Annotated in this window: 13 protein-coding genes; 11 read left to right on the top strand and 2 right to left on the bottom strand. The window is 35.0% G+C overall.

From position 1 onward, the window contains the following. From Q9Q97_RS23285 to Q9Q97_RS17690, 4 genes are all read left to right on the top strand, one after another. Window positions 1-126: integrase core domain-containing protein (locus tag Q9Q97_RS23285; protein ID WP_371878203.1), on the top strand; the 126-nt coding region annotated here is incomplete at its 5' end. A gap of 294 nt (window positions 127-420) precedes the next feature. Beyond that, window positions 421-1275 (top strand): DMT family transporter, encoded by an 855-nt coding sequence (locus Q9Q97_RS17700; RefSeq protein WP_306159521.1) that lies wholly within the window; start codon window positions 421-423, stop codon window positions 1273-1275. A 601-nt stretch (window positions 1276-1876) separates the two neighbouring features. Then, window positions 1877-3163, top strand: coding sequence for a Glu/Leu/Phe/Val dehydrogenase (locus Q9Q97_RS17695; protein ID WP_306159519.1), 1287 nt, complete (start codon window positions 1877-1879; stop codon window positions 3161-3163). Window positions 3164-3713: 550 nt separating this feature from the next. Next, window positions 3714-4937 (top strand): sterol desaturase family protein, encoded by a 1224-nt coding sequence (locus Q9Q97_RS17690; protein WP_306159517.1) that lies wholly within the window; start codon window positions 3714-3716, stop codon window positions 4935-4937. A gap of 118 nt (window positions 4938-5055) precedes the next feature. Here the strand turns inward: Q9Q97_RS17690 and Q9Q97_RS17685 are convergent, their stop codons facing one another. Continuing rightward, window positions 5056-6654, bottom strand: coding sequence for a DUF6377 domain-containing protein (locus Q9Q97_RS17685; protein WP_306159515.1), 1599 nt, complete (start codon window positions 6652-6654; stop codon window positions 5056-5058). Between the two features lie 483 nt (window positions 6655-7137). Between Q9Q97_RS17685 and Q9Q97_RS17680 the strand changes: the two genes are divergently transcribed. From Q9Q97_RS17680 to Q9Q97_RS17655, 6 genes are all read left to right on the top strand, one after another. Next, entirely contained in the window at window positions 7138-7659 is a 522-nt protein-coding gene (locus Q9Q97_RS17680) for a DUF5004 domain-containing protein (protein WP_306159513.1), read from the top strand. Between the two features lie 8 nt (window positions 7660-7667). After that, the gene (locus tag Q9Q97_RS17675) at window positions 7668-8750 is read left to right on the top strand and encodes a hypothetical protein (protein ID WP_306159511.1); all 1083 of its coding nucleotides are present in this window, start codon (window positions 7668-7670) and stop codon (window positions 8748-8750) included. Between the two features lie 28 nt (window positions 8751-8778). Next, complete coding sequence (locus tag Q9Q97_RS17670) at window positions 8779-11796, top strand: TonB-dependent receptor (RefSeq protein WP_306159509.1); 3018 nt, start codon at window positions 8779-8781, stop codon at window positions 11794-11796. A gap of 28 nt (window positions 11797-11824) precedes the next feature. Further along, window positions 11825-13339 carry a RagB/SusD family nutrient uptake outer membrane protein gene (locus tag Q9Q97_RS17665; protein ID WP_306159507.1) on the top strand — a complete coding sequence of 505 codons (1515 nt, stop codon included), beginning with the start codon at window positions 11825-11827 and terminating at the stop codon, window positions 13337-13339. Between the two features lie 237 nt (window positions 13340-13576). After that, a complete protein-coding gene (locus tag Q9Q97_RS17660; protein WP_306159505.1) occupies window positions 13577-14821 on the top strand; it encodes a glycoside hydrolase family 71/99-like protein in 1245 nt (414 codons plus the stop codon). Window positions 14822-14846: 25 nt separating this feature from the next. Beyond that, window positions 14847-16865 (top strand): glycoside hydrolase family 97 protein, encoded by a 2019-nt coding sequence (locus Q9Q97_RS17655; RefSeq protein WP_306159503.1) that lies wholly within the window; start codon window positions 14847-14849, stop codon window positions 16863-16865. Window positions 16866-17457: 592 nt separating this feature from the next. On the opposite strand, the gene Q9Q97_RS17650 is transcribed toward Q9Q97_RS17655, so the two are convergent. Further along, window positions 17458-18372, bottom strand: a complete 915-nt coding sequence (locus Q9Q97_RS17650; protein ID WP_306159501.1) for a hypothetical protein — start codon at window positions 18370-18372, stop codon at window positions 17458-17460. Between the two features lie 175 nt (window positions 18373-18547). On the opposite strand from Q9Q97_RS17650, the gene Q9Q97_RS17645 reads away from it, so the two are divergent. Beyond that, complete coding sequence (locus Q9Q97_RS17645) at window positions 18548-19024, top strand: MarR family winged helix-turn-helix transcriptional regulator (protein ID WP_306159499.1); 477 nt, start codon at window positions 18548-18550, stop codon at window positions 19022-19024. The last annotated feature ends 60 nt before the right edge of the window (window positions 19025-19084 follow it).

Raw genomic sequence — 19084 nt, 5'->3', positions numbered from 1 at the left:
TTTGACTCTCAAGAGGAATTAAAAGAAGAATTATTGCAATATCTATACTATTACAATCATGAAAGACCGCATCAGGGCATTGATGGAAAAACACCAATTGATATGAAAAATCTGTTACCGAAATAAATGACTTTTACAATCCTGACGAAGGAAGGATCTCCGTAAGAAACTCTACAAAGATTGGCGAATTTCTATGAGGAGCTACTTGCGGAGATCCTTCCTTCGTCAGGATGACAAAAATGAGAAATGAATAATGATTACTATGTTTGTTTAAACAAGTGAAACGCCTTTTGTAGACAAAGAAAAACTATGTTTCTATGTGTTTTAAAAAAAAACACAATCTGGTCTACCTCATTTTTCAAAACCGGTTGAATCATTTTCTCTGCTAATACTGTACTTTTACAATCCAAAATTCAATTTATGTTATTCCTTATATTAAGTATTCTTTGCAGTGTTATTGTCGGTGTAATTTTCAAGATTTCTAGAAAATACAATGCAAATCCATCACAGATTATTTCGTTCAATTATATAGTTGCGATTGCACTTTGCTATTTTACATTCAGTCCAAATCTTCAGGAGTTTGACGATAAAGCGCCTTGGAATATTTATACTGCAGTCGGAATTTTATTGCCGATTGTTTTCTTGTTTTTGGCTTTTTCAATAAAATATATGGGAATCGCGAAAACCGATGCGGCACAGCGATTATCTCTTTTTATTCCGATTTTAGCTGCTTGGCTGTTGTTTAATGAAGCTTTTAATACCTATAAAACAATAGGAGTGGTAATTGGATTTACAGCCCTTTTATTTATTTTGAAAAAACCTTCAGAAAACCAAGAAAACAAATGGATTTATCCTGCAGCGGTTTTGTTTGGTTTCGGAATAATTGATATTCTTTTCAAGAAGATTGCGTTGTACACGGTTGTTCCTTACACGACTTCATTGTTTTTTGTTTTTATAATTTCCTTTGCCGTTTCGGTATTAATTGTGGTTTATAAAATTATTGCTGAAAAAGAGAGACTGGCTGCGAAGAATTTACTTTTCGGAGCTTTAGTTGGAATTTTCAATTTTAGTAATATTCTTTTTTATTTAAAAGCACATAAAGCATTTGCAGAAAATCCATCAACTGTTTTTGCGGGAATGAATATGGGGGTAATTTTTCTAGGAACTCTTATTGGAGCTTTTTTCTTCAAAGAAAAACTATCTAAAATCAATGTTTTGGGATTGTTTTTAGCACTAATTGCTGTTGTTTTTATATTTTTTTCGCAATTACAGTAATTTTTTTTAGTACGTAATCCTTTAGTTTACAGTTGTTTTAATAAGCTATTGTACTTTTGTTTAAAATAAACTCGACTAATTCTATAGAATTTATAAATATATTTTTGTAGATTTGCTTCAACAATGAAAAACTATAGCCAAAATATAAAGACGTCTTTCACCTGCAGCTTTGCGATGTGCTGTATGATGAATCACGTTTTGAAATGGCGTTAATAGAGAAAGTACTTGTTAGTTATTTTTTTTTTAGCCTTTCATTGCACCATGAAAGGCTTTTTTTTGAATCATTAAAAAATCAAGATATGAGAACCAACAGAAATATGAAAATTTTGATGCGCAACGGTCTGATAAAGATTCCGTGTTGCATCTAATTTGAAGTTCCAGAAAATAGAATGAATAAAATTTTAAACACATAGAAACATAGATTTTTATTGTTTCGTTTAAGAGTAAAGAAAAAGCAAGCTTTAACACATAGCTATGTGTTTTGAAATTAGTGAAACGCCTTTTTTAAGTTTACAAAAGCTATGTTTCTATGTGTTGAAATTAATTTCAATCGGTGAATTAATAAACTAAAAAGATAACCCAAACCTAAAAACTATACAATATGAGTTCAGAAATTATAAAACATAATCCGTTTCAATCAATGATTGATCGCTTTAATATTGCTGCAGACATTTTAAATTTAGACGATTCTATCCGTCAAAAATTGCAGCGTCCTGAAAAACAAATCACGGTAAACTTTTCTATTACTTTAGATAACGGAAACGTTCAGAATTTTGAAGGATACCGTGTCATTCACAACACGGCTTTAGGTCCTTCAAAAGGCGGAATTCGTTACGATACCGCTGTAAATATTGACGAAGTAAAAGCACTTGCCGCCTGGATGACCTGGAAATCTGCTGTAACTGGAATTCCATTTGGTGGAGCAAAAGGCGGCATTATTTGCGATCCGAGAAACCATTCTAAAACAGAATTAGAAAAAATCACAAGAGCCTATACCAAAACACTAGCTGATATTTTCGGACCAGAAAAAGATGTTCCCGCGCCAGACATGGGAACAGGACCAGACGAAATGGGCTGGCTAATGGATGAGTTTTCTATTTTGCACGGAAGACCAATTCATGCTGTGGTAACCGGAAAACACCTTCATTCTGGAGGATCTTTGGGTAGAGTAGAAGCAACGGGAAGAGGAGTAAGCATTATCACGCTTTTGGCACTTCAGAAATTAAAAATCAGACCTGCAAGAGCTACGGCAGCCATTCAAGGATTTGGAAATGTTGGATTACATTCCGCTTTGTTTCTGCACGAAAAAGGAGTTAAAATTGTAGCTGTAAGCGATGTTTCAGAAGCATTTTATAATCCGAACGGAATTAATATTCCAGAACTGATTTTATATTATAATCTGAATAACAAAACGATAAAAGGATACCCGAATTCGGTTGCTATAAAACACGAAGATTTACTGCTTTTAGATGTTGATGTATTAATTCCTGCTGCAAAAGAAGATGTAATTACTCAGAAAAATGCAGGAGATATTCAGGCAAGAATCATAATAGAAGCGGCGAATGGCCCAGTTTCTTCAGACGCAGATCAGATTTTACATGAAAAAAATATATTAGTTGTTCCTGATATTTTGGCCAATGCGGGCGGTGTTACCGTTTCTTATTTCGAATGGCTTCAGAATTCGCTTTTGGAGTCTTGGAGAATTCACCAGATCAACAAACGTCTGGAGGATATTTTAGAAAAAGGTTTTGATACTGTTTTTAGAGTTGCAGTAAAACACGATGTAACGCCTCGTATTGCGGCTTATATTATTGCTTTGAAAAAAGTAGCCGAAACGCAGTCGGTAAAAGAGATTGCGCTAGAAGCACCTCAATATAAGCAGAATTAAAAATCAGGTTTATTTTGCAAAAGATCATTTTCGTTGATTACGTTTTTCTTTAACTCTCTATAAGAACGTAATTGATGGAAATGTCTTTTTCGCTTGAACTTTAAAATATAATTTTTAATCCGTTAGGTGGAATTATTTAACATATAGAAACATAGCTTTTGTAAACGTAGAAAAGGCGTTTTACTTGTTGAAATGCACATAGCAGTTTGAAAAGGTTTGTCATCCTGAACAAAGATCTCCGCAAGTAACTCGACAAAGATGCTGAGTTTTTTTGCCACAAAGTCACGAAGTCGCGAAGTTTTTTAAGACAAAAGTTTGTCATCCTGAGGAACGAAGGATCACACAAGAAACTCCGCAAAGAAATGCTACCAACCTTTGTCGATTCCCGAGTGTGATCCTTCGTTCCTCAGGATGACAAAGCAGAAGCAATCTATGTGTTAGAAACTAGTTTCTTTCAATTCCCTTTACGCATGCAAAAAAAATCTATGTTTCTATGTGTTTAAATAAGTTGCTCATAAATAATTTTTAGAATAAAAAAGTATCATACAAAATGAAAAACATTAATTTCCTGGCATTTGCCATGCCCGCCTTTTTTCTTTTTTTGTTTTTAGAATATAAGCTTGCACAGCGTCGAAAAAGACCAGAAATTTTTAATTATGAAAGCTCTGTTTCGAATATTTCAATTGGAATTGCGGAGCGTTTGATTAACTTATTTATCGCGGCCAGTTTTTATCAGCTATATTATTTGATTTATGATGATTACAGACTATTTGAGATTCCGAGTAATGCATTAGTTTGGTTTGCGCTTATTCTCGCGACCGATTTTGTTTGGTATTGGTATCATCGATTAGGGCACGAAGTCAATTTTTTCTGGGCAGCGCATATTGTGCATCATCATAGCGAAGAGTTTAATTTTACGGCAGCCGCGAGAATTACGACATTTCAAGCCATTATAAGAACGGGATTTTGGTGTGTATTGCCATTTATAGGTTTTCATCCAAAAATGGTGATTACGATGCTGATTGTGCACGGTGCTTATTCGTTCTTTACGCATACACAGCTTATCGGTAAAATAAAATGGCTGGAATATGTATTTGTTACGCCTTCAGTTCACGGCGTTCATCATGCTTCTGACGAAAAATATCTCGATAAAAATTATGGCGACATGTTTACCTTTTGGGATCGCCTTTTTGGAACTTTCCAGACCGAAGAAGAAAAACCAAAATACGGATTAACGCATCCCTTAAAAAGCTACAGTTTCTTGTGGCAACATTTTCATTATTATTTCGAAATCTACGAATTGATGAAACGCTCCAAAGGATTTAAAGCCAAATGGAAAGCCGTTTTTGGAAGCCCTGCCGATATGGATCAAGATATTCGTCCGATTCTAGAAAAGCGTTTTCTCCAAGATAAAGCCGCTCCAAATCAAAGGCTTCGATTTAAAAATTACCTTTACATTCAATTAGGATTTTGCACGCTTATCCTAACCATTTTTACTTATTATTTTGATTATTTAGAAAGTTACGATAAGCTATTTGTACTTTCTTTGGTTATTCTCACTTTAATCAATTGCGGGGCTTTATTAGAACAGCGCAAATGGATTTATTATTTAGAATATGCTCGTTTGGCTTTGATTTCGACTTATTTCTTATACGAAGAAGATTTATTAGCATTTTTCTTTGTGCCTATTGCAGTGATGATCTTTGCAGAGCAATTGTTTTCGTTGAGTAAACGTTATCAAAATGTAGTTCTGCAGTTGGAGGCTTCGGAATGAGAAATAGCCACGAATTCACGAATTATTTTAAAATCTATGCGATAGATATTAAATAAAAAATTCGTGAATTCGTGGCTAAAAAAAACTTAGAACCTTAGCATCTCAGAACCTTAGAAACTTAAATCGTCTTAATCTCCATAATTTTCTGTTCAAAAGTATCTTTAAAATCAGATTTGCTTTTAATTCTGGTTTTGTAGGTATAAATGGTAGCTACAGAAAGTTCTAGGAATTCTGCCATTTGACTGCTGTCTTGAATTCCTAATCTATAGAGCGCAAAAATTCGCAATTCCGTATTCAGAAGTTCGCCTTTTTTAACGATGCATTTATGGTCGTTCGGGAACAATTTGTTGAAATCGGTTACGAATGTTGGGAACAATTTCAGGAAGATTTCATCAAACTGATGGAAAAGATTTTCGCGCTCTTCCTTTACATTATAGCGTTTTAAACTCGCAATAACTTCATCGGTTTTTTTGGTAATGATTTTATGCAACGTACTCTTCTGAATATGATCTATTTTATTAATGAAAGCCGAAGTTGCTTTGATAAAATATGTGATGTATTCTTCTTTAATAGCATTGGCTTCGCTCAAACTCACGTTCATTTCCTGTAGTTGCAGGTACGAATCGGCCATGATCTTTCTTGCTTTATTTTTTTCTTTTAATTGTTTGAAAATGATTCCGAGAAAAACGAAAATAATAACTGTAAGAATCGTCAATAGAATAATAATCTTTTCCAGCTTATCATTTTTATCTTTTACATTATTCAACTGTGCTTTTTCTATAATAGGCAGAATAGACGAAATTTCAATTTTGCGATGTCTTGCATTGTAGAAAGTAGCATCATCCATTGCGATATTGATATATTCGTTGGCTTTATCCAAATAGCCCATTTTAAAGAGTTCATTGGCTAAATTTCGAAGTGCTACCGTTTCTTTTGTTGCATTTTTAACGTCTGCAATTGCGGCAAGAGCCAGATATTGAATCGCTTTTTTAGTGTAACCTCTTTCAGAATAAATATAACCGAGGCTCGAAGTTGCAATTCCGTAATAATCGGGTGGAAGGTTGTAGTTGTTAATCCAATAGCTGAAGGCAAATTCTGCACCGCGCCAATCTTGCTGTTTGAGACGCTTTAAACTTTCTGCAGCCCAATATTCATTTGTATTGGTTCCGATTAATTCTAGAGCTTTTTTTAAGAAATGATTTCCCTGCTGCACATAATGTATATTAAAACGCTGATCACGGTTGTAGTCGGCCAAATCGTAGTATGCACGTGCTTTGATGTTATAATATTCAAATTTGTTTTTCTGATCCAATTTGGTATCATCAATAACATTTAGCGTATCGATTGCTTCTTTAAAAAGACCCGAAGACAAAAGCACAAAACCTTCTTTGATTCTGCTTTTGGATAAAAATTTGGGATCTTTTAGAATTTTAGCCTTGATTTTAGATTGCTCTAAATAGTAGTAAGCCGAGTCGTATTTAAAAGATTTGTATTCGTCAAACAATGCCATATAACAGTTATACAGCTCTTCGTTGTTTTGGTTGAGTGTAAACTTAGATACGTTTTTCTTTAAAGTTTCAATTTTTCGATATTTCTGTTTCAGGTAAATGTCTTTTTTTAAGAGAACCTGATCTAATTCTTCGAGATAAGGATTCGTCTCTTTCGCAGTAAGAGAAAAACCTCCTATGAAGAAAAGCAGCATCAATATTCTTTGCATGATTTTGTTTTGGTTTAAGGAAAAGGTTGGTTGACTGATATAGTTAGTTAATTCGTTTTAAAATTAAGAATAAGTTTGAGATTACGCTAAGTCTGTTTTTCTGGAATTTTATAAAATGTTCAATAACATCGCTTTAAAAGGTGATTTTCAGGGTGAAAATAAGCTGTAAATGTTAAAAATAGGCAATTTATTTGCAATTATACAATAAAAAGTAGTTATATATATGCATAGTGAAAAAAATATACCAAATATTTTACATATTGTCATTTTCACCATATAAAAACTGTCTATTTTCATCTAAACAGCATCTTGATTTTTTAATTGCAAGTTAAATTGTAAAATACTGATAATTAATATATTATGTTTTTCAGTCGTTGAGTTTCATCTTGATTTTTATCAGATTTTTTTTTTAGGATTTATTTAACGTCTAGTTTCGCTGTATCCTTTTGAAGGGGATAACAAACTAACGAAAACCAAAAATTTATGAAATGTAAAAGTCTTTATTGGCTAGCTTTTATGATGTGTTTTTTTGCAATTGGATGCGATAACACAGATGACGGAAGCTACGTAGATCCGATTACCCTTTATGAAAAAGTAAATGGAAATTGGGGATTAACAAATCTGAAAATGGTTGATGAAGTTGCGAAAGCAAATCAGATCGAACCAAACGAAGAAAACTTGAGTACTTATTTTAACTACGAAGATTTTAAAATCAAATTTAACGTAGATGAAAAGAACAATCCAACAAGTTATGAAGTAACGGGAGATGTGCCTCCGTTATTTGCGCCAAAAGGGTATTGGGCACTTAGCTCAGATTTTCAGCAGACCAATGGCGTTGGAACAAAAATCTATTTGTACAGTGATGCGCAAAAAACGCAGAAAACAGATGAACTGAGATTGATTGCAGTTCCTGGTAAAACTAAAGAAATGCAGCTTCAACTGGCGCGTTCTTCTGGCGGTGTAGATTTCTTGTCTTATGTGTTTAAATTAAATGCTATTAATTAAAAAGTAATATGAAAAAGTTTATATATACAATTTTACTTGCCTTATTGATGGCGCCTAATTTTATTACAGCACAGGAAAATGCTGGAGCTGTTGGGCCAATGTCGTCTTTTCCGGTGGTTTACAAATACGATGAAAAAGTTACATGGTATTTTGATATGTCGGCATCTACGTTTGCTGAAACAGAAGATTTATACATTTGGATCTGGTCTCCATCTGAACCAGACGCAGGGAATTGGGAAAACTCTTCTGACTTTGCAAAACTGAAATATGAAGGAAATAAAATCTGGAGTTTTACTCTGACTCCAACAGCTTATTTTTCTAAAACTCCAGAAGAAATTGCTGCGAGTGCAGGATTCTGGTTTCGTTTAAAAAACAAAAACGGATCTAAACAAAGTGATGTTGGAAACATGGCTTATACTGATTTCTCCTCTTTTTACACTTCAGATGAATTATTTAGAGCCTATCCGTCAAAACCATTAATTGACAAACCGGTAAGTATTTTGTTTAATGCCAATCTTAATCCTGCATTTGCTGGAACTCCAAGTGTACACATGCATGCTGGTTTAAATGATTGGGCTATTCAGCAAATGTATGAAGCAGCAAAGCCAGACATTGCTGAAAAAACAAAATTAAAAGACTTAGGCAATGGTTTTTATAAAATGGATTTTATTCCTAAGCAATACTTCAATGCTCCAGATGGTTTTGTTATGGAAAAGATAAATTTCCTAATGGTAGCAGAAAACTGGACGGCAAATTCTGGCGATCAGGTTATTTATGCAGGAGAATTTATTCCGCCACCGCCGCCAAGTTTTGCTTTCTTTCCATCACAAATCAGTCAGAAAGATTTTCTTGGAATGTCAAGAAAAAATAACGAGGTAGGTGTAAACAAATTGATCTACACAATTACAGCTGGAGCAAAAACAATTTCTGGTGAGTTTACTGGAGGAACTGCAGAAATTAAAGGTTTTGTCAATTTAGTTTCAGAACTAAACGGAGTTCCAAACTTAAGCGAAATCCATGTTTTGGTAAAAGACAATAAAGACAAAACGATTTCGGATACTACGATTCCGCTTAAAACTTTAGATAAATAATCACTATTAAATTAAAACACCAATTCTAATGAATAGTAAAAATACAAAAAGCGTCCTGCATCAAATGTGGACTGCTAAAGGAGCGGTATTGATGATTTTTATGCTTTTTCTTTCTGCCAGCACTTTCGCGCAGACGAAAAAACAAATCTCAGGAACCGTTTATGACAATACGGGTACGGTATTGCCAGGAGCTTCTATCATTGAAGTAGGAACAAAAAACGGAACTACAACAGATTTTGATGGTAAATTCAGTCTTCAGGTAGCCGTAGGAGGTGCAATCGAAGTTTCGTTTATCGGATCGACTACACAAAAAATTCAAGTTACGGGAAGTACATCAAATGTTGAGGTTCGTCTGCAAAATGACGGTTATACATTGGCAGAAGTACAGGTAGTTTCTGTAGGTTACGGAAAAGTAAAAAAATCAGATTTGACTGGAGCCATTTCTACAGTTGGAGCAGATGATTTAGTTAAAGGAACTATTTCTTCTACAGAACAGGTTTTGCAAGGAAAAGTAGCTGGATTAAATATCATTCGTCCTTCTGGAGATCCAGCTGCGGGCGCAACCATTCGTCTTCGTGGAGGAACTTCTCTAACAGCAAGCAACAGTCCGTTAATTGTGGTAGACGGTATTGCGGGAGTAGATATTAATGTGGTTCAGCCTTCAGATATTAAATCGGTTGACGTTCTTAAAGATGCTTCGGCAACGGCAATTTACGGTTCTCGTGGAGCAAATGGGGTAATTATGATTACAACAAAATCGGGAACAAAAGGAGTTTCTGTTGTGTACAACGGACAAACGGGAATTGGTTATGTGAATGATAACTTAGATCTTCTTTCAGCAAATCAGTGGAGAGGATATGTTCGCCAAAATCAAATTGCAGATGCGGTAGATTATGGTGCCAATACCAACTGGCAGAAAGCCATCGAGCAGACCTCTGTTTCTCAGTCACATACTTTAAGCATCAATTCTGGAAAAGCAGACAGCGGTTTTAGAACTTCTCTTTCTTACTTAGACAATCAAGGAGTTATTAAAAATTCTGGTTTAGAAAGATTAAGCGGTAATGTAAATGCTTATCAGTTTCTTGGAGATAACAAAGAAGTAAAATTTGATATGGGATTATTTGCCAATATTGACAAATGGCACCCAATTGATTACAGAATTTTTGAAAGAGCATATAACTTAAACCCAACGATTCCAGTTTACACTTCAGATGGAAAATTCAGTGAAGTAACGGGAAATATTTATCAAAATCCAGTTGAGATTTTAACCAATAGAACATTTGATAACGAAAGACACAGACTTTTAGGGTATTTTAAAACCGATGTTAAATTCTTGAATGACTTTACAGCTACAGCAAATATTTCGTTAGAACATAATGCTGTAAAAGGAGGAACTTACAAACCATCTTATGCTGTTATGGAAGGGCAGACTGAAGGCGGTTTTGCACAAAGAACGTATGCAGAATATACCAATGCGCAAGGAGAACTGTATGTAAACTACAGCAAAATTATCGACAAGCATAACATTAGCGCTTTGGCTGGTTATTCTTACCTTGAAAATATCTACGAAGGTTTTGGAGCGCAAAGAGGCGGTTTTGTTACAGATGCTTTTAGCTACAATAATTTAGGAGCTGGTTACAACTACCGTTTAAATGATGTGTATTCATACAAAGGAAAATCAAATTTAGTGTCTTTTTATGCTCGTGCTAACTACGGTTACGATGGCAAATATTTATTGACTGCAACGGTAAGACGTGACGGATCAAGCCGTTTTGGAGAAAACAATAAATGGGGAACTTTCCCATCTGCTTCTGCGGCGTGGAGAATTTCTAACGAAGAATTTATGGAATCTTCAAAAGGCTGGTTAGACAATTTAAAACTTAGAGTGGGTTACGGAGTTACAGGAAATCAAGATGGAATTGGAGAGTACAAATCGCTTTCTATTTTAGGAGTTGGAAGTGACAGTTACTACGATCCAGTTACTAAAACTTGGAGTTTGGCTTATTCTCCAAAACAAAACCCAAATCCTGATTTGAAATGGGAATCTACAGAACAAATTAACGTTGGTTTTGATTTTGGCCTTTTCAACAGAATTACAGGATCTTTTGAATGGTATTCTAAAACAACAAAAGATTTATTATACACTTACGAAGTGCCTCAGCCTCCATATTTAGTAGGTACGATGTTGGCAAACGTTGGAGAAATGTCAAACAAAGGGGTTGAGTTAACCTTGAATGCAGACATTATTAAAGGAGATAAATTCAACTGGAATGCCAATTTAACGCTTGGACACAACGTTCAAAAAATTGAAAAATTGTCTAATCCAACGTATAAAACAGATATTATCTACAGCGGATCTCTTCATGGTTTGGCGGGTATGTCTGGACAATATTCTCAGATTATTGCTGAAGGATATCCTGTTGGAACTTTCTGGGGATTCAAAAATGCTGGTTTAGATGCAGATGGAAAAATTCAATATTACAATGCGGCAGGGCAAGTGGTTGCTGAAAGTGCGTTGGTTGATGAAGACAAAACAGATTTAGGAAACATTCAGCCAGATTTGACTTTAGGTATTGGAATGAATTTTACTTATGGAAATTTTGATCTTGGAGTTTCAGGATATGGAATGTTTGGACAAAAAGCTTTAAATGCTACAAACATGATGCTGAACGATCCAAACAGATTGCCAGCTTTCAATGTGCCAGATTCTTTCTTAAGCAGCGGTATTACTTCTGCGCCTAAGTACTCTGATTACTGGATCGAAGATGCTTCTTTCTTCAGACTTCAGACCTTGACTTTTGGTTATACTTTACCATTGAAATACAAAAAATCTAAAGTGAGAATGTATGTAATGGGAGAAAACTTATTTGTAATTACAGGTTACAAAGGTGTAGATCCAGAGATTGGTTTAAATGCTCAGGACGGAATTAATCAAACTGGAAGAATGGATACAACCGGATTGGCTGCTCCTGGAATTGACAGATACAACAATTATCCTCGACCAACTACAATTTCTGTTGGACTAAATTTTACGCTGAATAACTAAGCGAATTGATAACCATAAAATATTAACAATGAAAATCAAAATAACAGCAGCAATACTTTTAAGCATGCTTTTTACGGTATCATGTACTGATTTGGACGAACAGTTGTATGATCAGGTAGAAGACGGAAATTTTGGAAATACATCCAAAGAAATCGATGCGCTGGTAGGTGGAGCTTATTCTTCTTTAAGAGGATTCTCCGATGCAATCTCAAATAATTTTCCAACTTGCGAATATGTTTTCTTTTTGAATGAAGTAGTTTCAGATGAAGCTACAATTCCGACAAGAGGTACAAACTGGTACGATGGCGGACAATATCAAGATGCGCAAAAACATACTTGGAAAGCAGATAATAGAATGATTCTTTCGGCTTGGCGTTACAACTATACCGGAATTGCTAAAATCAATGCGATCATTTATCAGATCAATAAATCATCTTTGAGCGATAAAGCCAAAGAGCCGATTTTTGCAGAATTAAAAGCGCTTAGAGCTTATTATTACTACAATCTTCTAGATTTATTCGGAAATGTGCCAATTGTAACCAATTTTGAAGACACAGATCTTCCTGCCAATTCTACAAGAAAACAAGTTTATGATTTTGTTGAAAAAGAATTGACAGATGCCATTCCGTATTTAAATCCAACTCCGGTATATTCTAAATTGACTAGAAACGTAGCGTATTCTATTTTGGCTAGATTGTATCTTAATTCAGAAGCCTTTATCGGTCAGCCACGTTGGCAAGATTGTATCGATATGTGCCAGAAAGTTACAGGATACAGTTTAACGCCAGATTTCTTTGCCAATTTTGTAACAGAGAATCAGACTTCGCCAGAAATTATTTTTGCTATTCCTTACGATTCAAAAGCAGGAACAGTTGGAAATTACATGAACTCAATGTCTGCTCATTACAATCAAAAATTAGCGATTTCTGCAATTCCAAACAATTATCCTTGGAGTGCAAACGGAATGTGCGCACAGCCTGGAGTATATTCAGCTTTTGCAGATACAGACAAAAGAAAAAAATGTATGCTTCAAGGCGATCAGATCAATTTGGCAACAGGAAGTGTAATCATGATGGATAACGGAGAACCGTTAACATATACAGAAAACCTAACAAGTTTAGAAGATGCAAAAGAGAATGAAGGAGTTCGTTTGGCAAAATATGAAATGAAAGCAGGAGAGCAATGGGAACGCGATCACGATTTTGTTTTAATCCGTTATTCAGAAATCTTGATGATGCAGGCAGAATGTTACGTTCGTTTAGGATCTCCAGATTTGGCTAGACCATTTGTACAGCAAGTAGCGGCTCGTGCTGGAGAAGAATTGCCAGCAACAATTGATTTGGCATTTATAAATCAAGAATTGTTGAAAGAATTTACATTCGAAGGAAGAAGAAGAACAGACAACATCCGTTTCGGAACATTCTTCGAGCCATGGTGGTCAAAAGGTACAACAGAAAAATACAGAGCGATTTTCCCAATTCCGAGTACTGTTTTAACCACAAATAAAAACTTAAAACAGAATCCTGGATACCCTCAAAGCTAGATTCTTAAATGTCAGTCTTCCATGTTGGTTAGTCGTGGAAGGCTGACATGTTTTTAAAGATTTACAGTTTTTAGCTTAAACATTAAAGTGATTTTGTTTCACGCAGATTTAGCAGATTATTGCAGATTGAAACAGATTTTTTTAGATTAAATAATATTTAATCTTAATAGATCTGCTAAAATCTTTTTTAAATCTGCGTGAAACAAATTTTTTAAATCCTTTAAATATTAAATCAATATGAAAAGATATATCACATCATTGGTTTTTGGTTTGATGAGCATTGTGATGGTTGCTGGATGCAGCAGCGATGACAAAGGCTCAGATCCACCTATAGAACCAGAAGTTACAGCGCCAGTTGCGATTGAGAAAACCAACAGCACCAAAATTTATATGCATTACATGCCTTGGTTTGAAACCAACGAAAGCAGTGCCGATAAAAAATGGGGATATCACTGGACAATGGCAAACAAAAATCCGAATAACGTAGGAGCAAACGGCCGAAGAGAAATTGCATCGCACTATTATCCGCTGATTGGACCTTATCACTCAGGCGATAAAAATGTGATCGAAAATCATTTACTGTTGATGAAATATTCAGGAATTGATGGAATTCTGATCGATTGGTACGGCACTTACGATGTCAACGATTACGGAATGATTAAAGAAAATACAGATCAGCTTATCGAAATGCTCGACAAAGTAGGTTTAGAATATGCTATTGTTTATGAAGACCGATTTTTGACCAATGTTGTAAATGCTGGAAAAGCAATTTCGGTAACTGGCGCCGCCAAAACAGATTTAGCTTATGTACAAAATAATTATTTTTCTGATGCTAATTATATTAAAATTAATGGCAAACCGCTTTTAATGAATTTTGGACCAATCGTTTTGCAGACTCCCGCAGAATGGACCAATGTCTTTAATACGCTGACGGTAAAACCGACTTTCCTAACACTTTGGGATCATTCTGTAAAAGCAGGAGATAATGCTTCTGGCGAATATGCTTGGGTATACAAAGACAATAGCTATCTAACCAATTTCTACACCAATACTAAACCAAAATTGGGTGTTGCAATGGGAAGTGCTTATCCTGGTTTTAAAGATTTTTACGCTCAAGGCGGAGGTGGTGCAGCCATTGGATGGACAATTGAACACAATAACGGAGCAACATTGGACGAAACTTTAGCTTTAGCAAAAAATGCCAATGTAAATTACCTGCAGCTGATTACGTGGAATGATTTCGGAGAAGGAACCATGATTGAACCAACTGTTGAATTTGGATATTCTTTTATCGAAAAAATCAAAACTTTTGCTGGGGTAAAAAGTACAGAAAGCGTTTTTGCAGAAATCAGCAAATTGTATGATTTGCGCGTGCAGAAAAAAGGAAATGCAGAAGCTCAGAAAAAACTCGACCAAGCATTTAACTATTTTGTTTCTATGCAGCCAGCAAAAGCAAAACAAGTAATAAGCGAAATAAAATAGAGCTGTAATTAATACAATTTAAATAATGAAAAACAGAAAATATAGATACTGTCTAATGGCTTTTGCATCGATGCTCGCTATGGCCTGCAGTACTAAAAAAACGTATAAAATCAGTTCTCCTGAAAAGATCTCCGAATTAACTTTTGAATTAACTCCTTCTGGACAGCCTCAATATAGTTTTTCTTCTAACGGAAAATCGGTTATTGAACCTTCTCTTATGGGATTTGAATTTCAAGGATTAGCTAAAATGACCGATGGTTTTGAAGTGGTTTCTACTGAAGAAAAATCGGCAGATGAAACTTGGGAACAGCCTTGGGGCGAATTCAAAAAAGTAAGAGATCATCATAACGAACTGATTGTTCACTTAAAAGAAGCAAAAGGCGAGGAGCGTTTGGTTGATATTATTTTTAGAGTTTTTGACGATGGTATTGGATTCCGTTATGAATTTCCAAAACAGCCGCATTTAGGAAAAGTCAAAATCTCTAATGAGGTTACGCAATTTACTTTTAAAGACAATAACGAAGTTTGGTGGATTCCGGTGCACCGTGAAAATAGTTATTACGAAAGCGAATACCGCAAAACCTTAATGAGTAAAACCGATACCATTAATACACCAGCCACTTTTGAAACGAAAGACAAATTGTATGTTGCGATTCACGAAGCCAATTTAACTGATTTTGCCTCAATGACGTTATTAAAAACTACTGATAAACAATATAAAAGTGATCTAGTGCCGTGGGCTGATGGTGTAAAAGTATATGCAGAAACGCCTTTTAAAACGCCTTGGAGAACGATTGTTGTGGGTAAAAATCCAGGTGAAGTAGCCACTTCTACTATTATGCTAAACCTAAACGAACCATCCAAAATTGAAGATTTATCTTGGATTACACCTTCCAAATATATCGGAATCTGGTGGGGAATGCATTTAGAAAAATATACTTGGGGACAAGGCCCAAAACATGGCGCGACAACCAAAAACACAAAAGAATATATTGATTTTGCTGCGAAAAACAATTTTGACGGCGTTCTAGTAGAAGGCTGGAACGAAGGCTGGGACGGTGACTGGACAGCTGATGGTTCTGCTTTTAGTTTTACAAAAGCGTATCCAGATTTTAATTTGGAAGAAATTACCAAATATGCCGCTATGAAAAATGTTCGTTTAATTGGACATCACGAAACGGCTGGAGCAACCAAAAACTATGAAAACCAGTTGGAAGATGCTTTCAAACTGTATCAGAAAATGGGAGTGAATTCCGTTAAAACGGGTTACGTAAACAAATATCTGGATAAAAAAGAATGGCACGACAGCCAATACGGAGCGCGTCATTACAGAAAAGTAATGGAAACGGCAGCAAAATATCATATCATGATTGATAACCATGAACCAATGAAAGGAACTGGTTTACAGCGTACGTATCCAAACTTTATGTCGCAAGAAGGCGGTAGAGGACAAGAATACAATGCATGGTCTGTAGATGGAGGAAATACGCCAGAGCATTTAACAACTTTGCCTTTTACAAGAATGCTTTCAGGTCCGTTTGATTACACGCCAGGTAACTTCAATTTTGATTACAAAACGCCGTCTGGTGCAAAAGTACAGACCACTTTGGCAAATCAATTGGCGTTGTACGTGATTATTTTCAGTCCGTTGCAAATGGCTTCAGATTTACCTGAAAATTATGAAGGAAAACCAGAGTTTCAATTTGTAAAAGACGTGCCATGCACTTGGTCAGATACCAAAGTTTTGGATTCTAAAATTGGAGAATACACTACAATCGCCCGTAAAGACTGGGAGGAGAAAAACTGGTATTTAGGTTCGATTACCAATAGAAATGCCAGAGAGCTGAAAGTAGCGCTTTCGTTTTTAGATAAAAACAAAGAATACGAAGCAGAAATTTATGCAGACGGAGAAGGAGCAAATTATAAAACAAATCCGTATCCCGTTACAATCTCCAAACAAAAAGTAAACAGCAAAACTGTTTTAGATATCAAATTGGCAGCTGGTGGAGGAACAGCAATAAAATTTTCTCCAATAGAAAAATGATTTTTTAAGATTCTAAGATATTGAGGTTCTGAGCTTCTAAGATTCTATGTTTATAAAGTTTTATTTTGAGTTAAGTTAAGTAAGTTTAAGTTTGGTAATAAACCCGATTTCGTTTACGAGGTCGGGTTTGTTTTTTTGATGCAGATTGTGTTTTTTTTTTAACGCAAAGTGCGCAAAGATGTTTTTTTAAAGCCGATGCAGGTTCTAGAAATTAAGTTCGCAAAGTTTTATCGTTATACTGAATTTTAATCTCGCAAAGACGCAAAGTCGCAAAGCTTTATTGATATGTTTGCGCTGATTTTTTTTTTAGCCAAAAATTTCACAAATTTCACAAATTTTTATTATCGTTGCGGAGTTTCTTGCGTGTCCTTCGACTTCGCTCAGGAAGACAAAAAATGAGGCCATAAATACACGAAAATTAGCGAAAATTTGTGGAATTTGTGGCAAAAAAACTTTGCGCCTTCGCGTCTTTGCGAGAATATTTTGTTTAGTTAGAAAGCTTTGCATAAAAGCTTTGCGAACCTTGCGTAATTCTTTGCATTCTTAGCGGTAAAAAAAACTTAGAACCTTAGCATCTCAGCACCTTAGAACCTCAATGCTTATAAAGCTTCACATGATTTCCAAAGGTATAAACAGCTGTAATCGTTGGTCCATTATAGCCCCATTTTAAATCGCCGTTAAAACGTTTTCCAACAGCATCTACTTTAAAATTTAAACCAGTGTAGCCAGCATTAAGGCTAAAGTTTTGATGCACATTATACAAAACAGAAAGTCCGTAACTTATAATGTGTCCATCTATATTATCAATTTTAGCGGCCAAATAATTAACATTAGCATAAAGCCCTACACGTTTTCCCAAAACAAATTCACCCCAAATACCAAGATCAGGGAGAGGAGCGGTAAAACTGAAATTATCTCTTATTTCTTGGCTAGTTTGTTGAGTATCAAGACGCATACCTAAATCACCAAAAAGCACATGCGCTCCAATAAGTAAACCCGCTTCGTATTTAGGTTTCGAGATAATCGCATATCCATAAGCAATTCTGGCAATTTGTATGTCAAAGAAAGCCGTTACTCTTGCGTTTACATCGTAAGTATGATCTCCAAAATTAATTTCCCTTTCTAAAGTTTTGGTAGAGCTTCTGTTCAAAACAAAATATTCAGCTCCTAATCTGGATCTTCTTGAAATTCTCCAGTCAAAAGTTCCCATAAAAGAAGAACTCGATTTATTAAAACCTAAATCGTCTTCAAGATCGATTTTTGTACCAATGTTACCATTATTGCCATCAACACGAATTTCGGTATTGTTAATAGGAAAAAAAGCACCCGCAGTTACTTTAAATCGTCTTGCATGCCAAGGCAAATCGTCTGCATAGCTGTCTTGAAATTCTTCGTCGGAAGTTTTAGAGATTGTTAAGCTTTCGCTCGAAATATTATCTGCAACATTCTGAGCGTTTACCGGAATCCAAAAAAATGTTAGCATCAAGAGAAATAGGAAATTTTTCATCAGATTGGTTTTTTAAGTTTTATTAGGTAAATTTTAACAATTAAAGTTAGCGAAAATTATCTTTCATTTTTCTTTTTTGTATTGAATTATTTTTGGAAATCATTTGGTTATCAGTAAAATAAGAATTTGTTTTTAAAAATAGTTGACATGTCACTCTTTTTTGTAAATTTGCCTCATGGAAAAAAAACATACCGATACAGCAAGTTTTTCAAATTTTTGGAAAGAAGAAATATCAGATAGTTTCTTCTTTCAGATTAACCGTATAAAACGAGCAATTTTTAGACGGACAAATGCGTTAATGACTGAAGCAGGAATCACATTGCAGCTGGAACAATTACCGTTGCTTATGATTTTGAATCACAAAAGTCTTTCGCAGAGAGAACTATCAGATAAAACGATGCGTGATAAATCGTCTATTTTGAGAAGTATTTCGGCACTCGAAAAAAAGAAATTGGTTGAGGTCGTAAAAGACAAAATGGATAAACGCAAAAACATTGTAAGTCTTACCGAGGAAGGAATCATAATGGCTAAAAACATTCGGTCACTGATGAAAAGGGCAGAAGAAGAAGTAATGTCTGTTTTTTCTCCAAAAGAAAGAATCGAAGCGTTGAATGCAGTAAAGTTTTATGCAGACAAACTAGAAACGCTTTAATTTTTTTTGAACTTTAAAAGTTGATATGTCAACTTATTTTTAAATAATTATTTCGAATAA

The sequence above is a fragment of the Flavobacterium sp. DG2-3 genome (genome assembly GCF_030730925.1).
Lineage (GTDB): Bacteria > Bacteroidota > Bacteroidia > Flavobacteriales > Flavobacteriaceae > Flavobacterium.
This window is presented reverse-complemented; position numbering and strand designations above follow the sequence as displayed.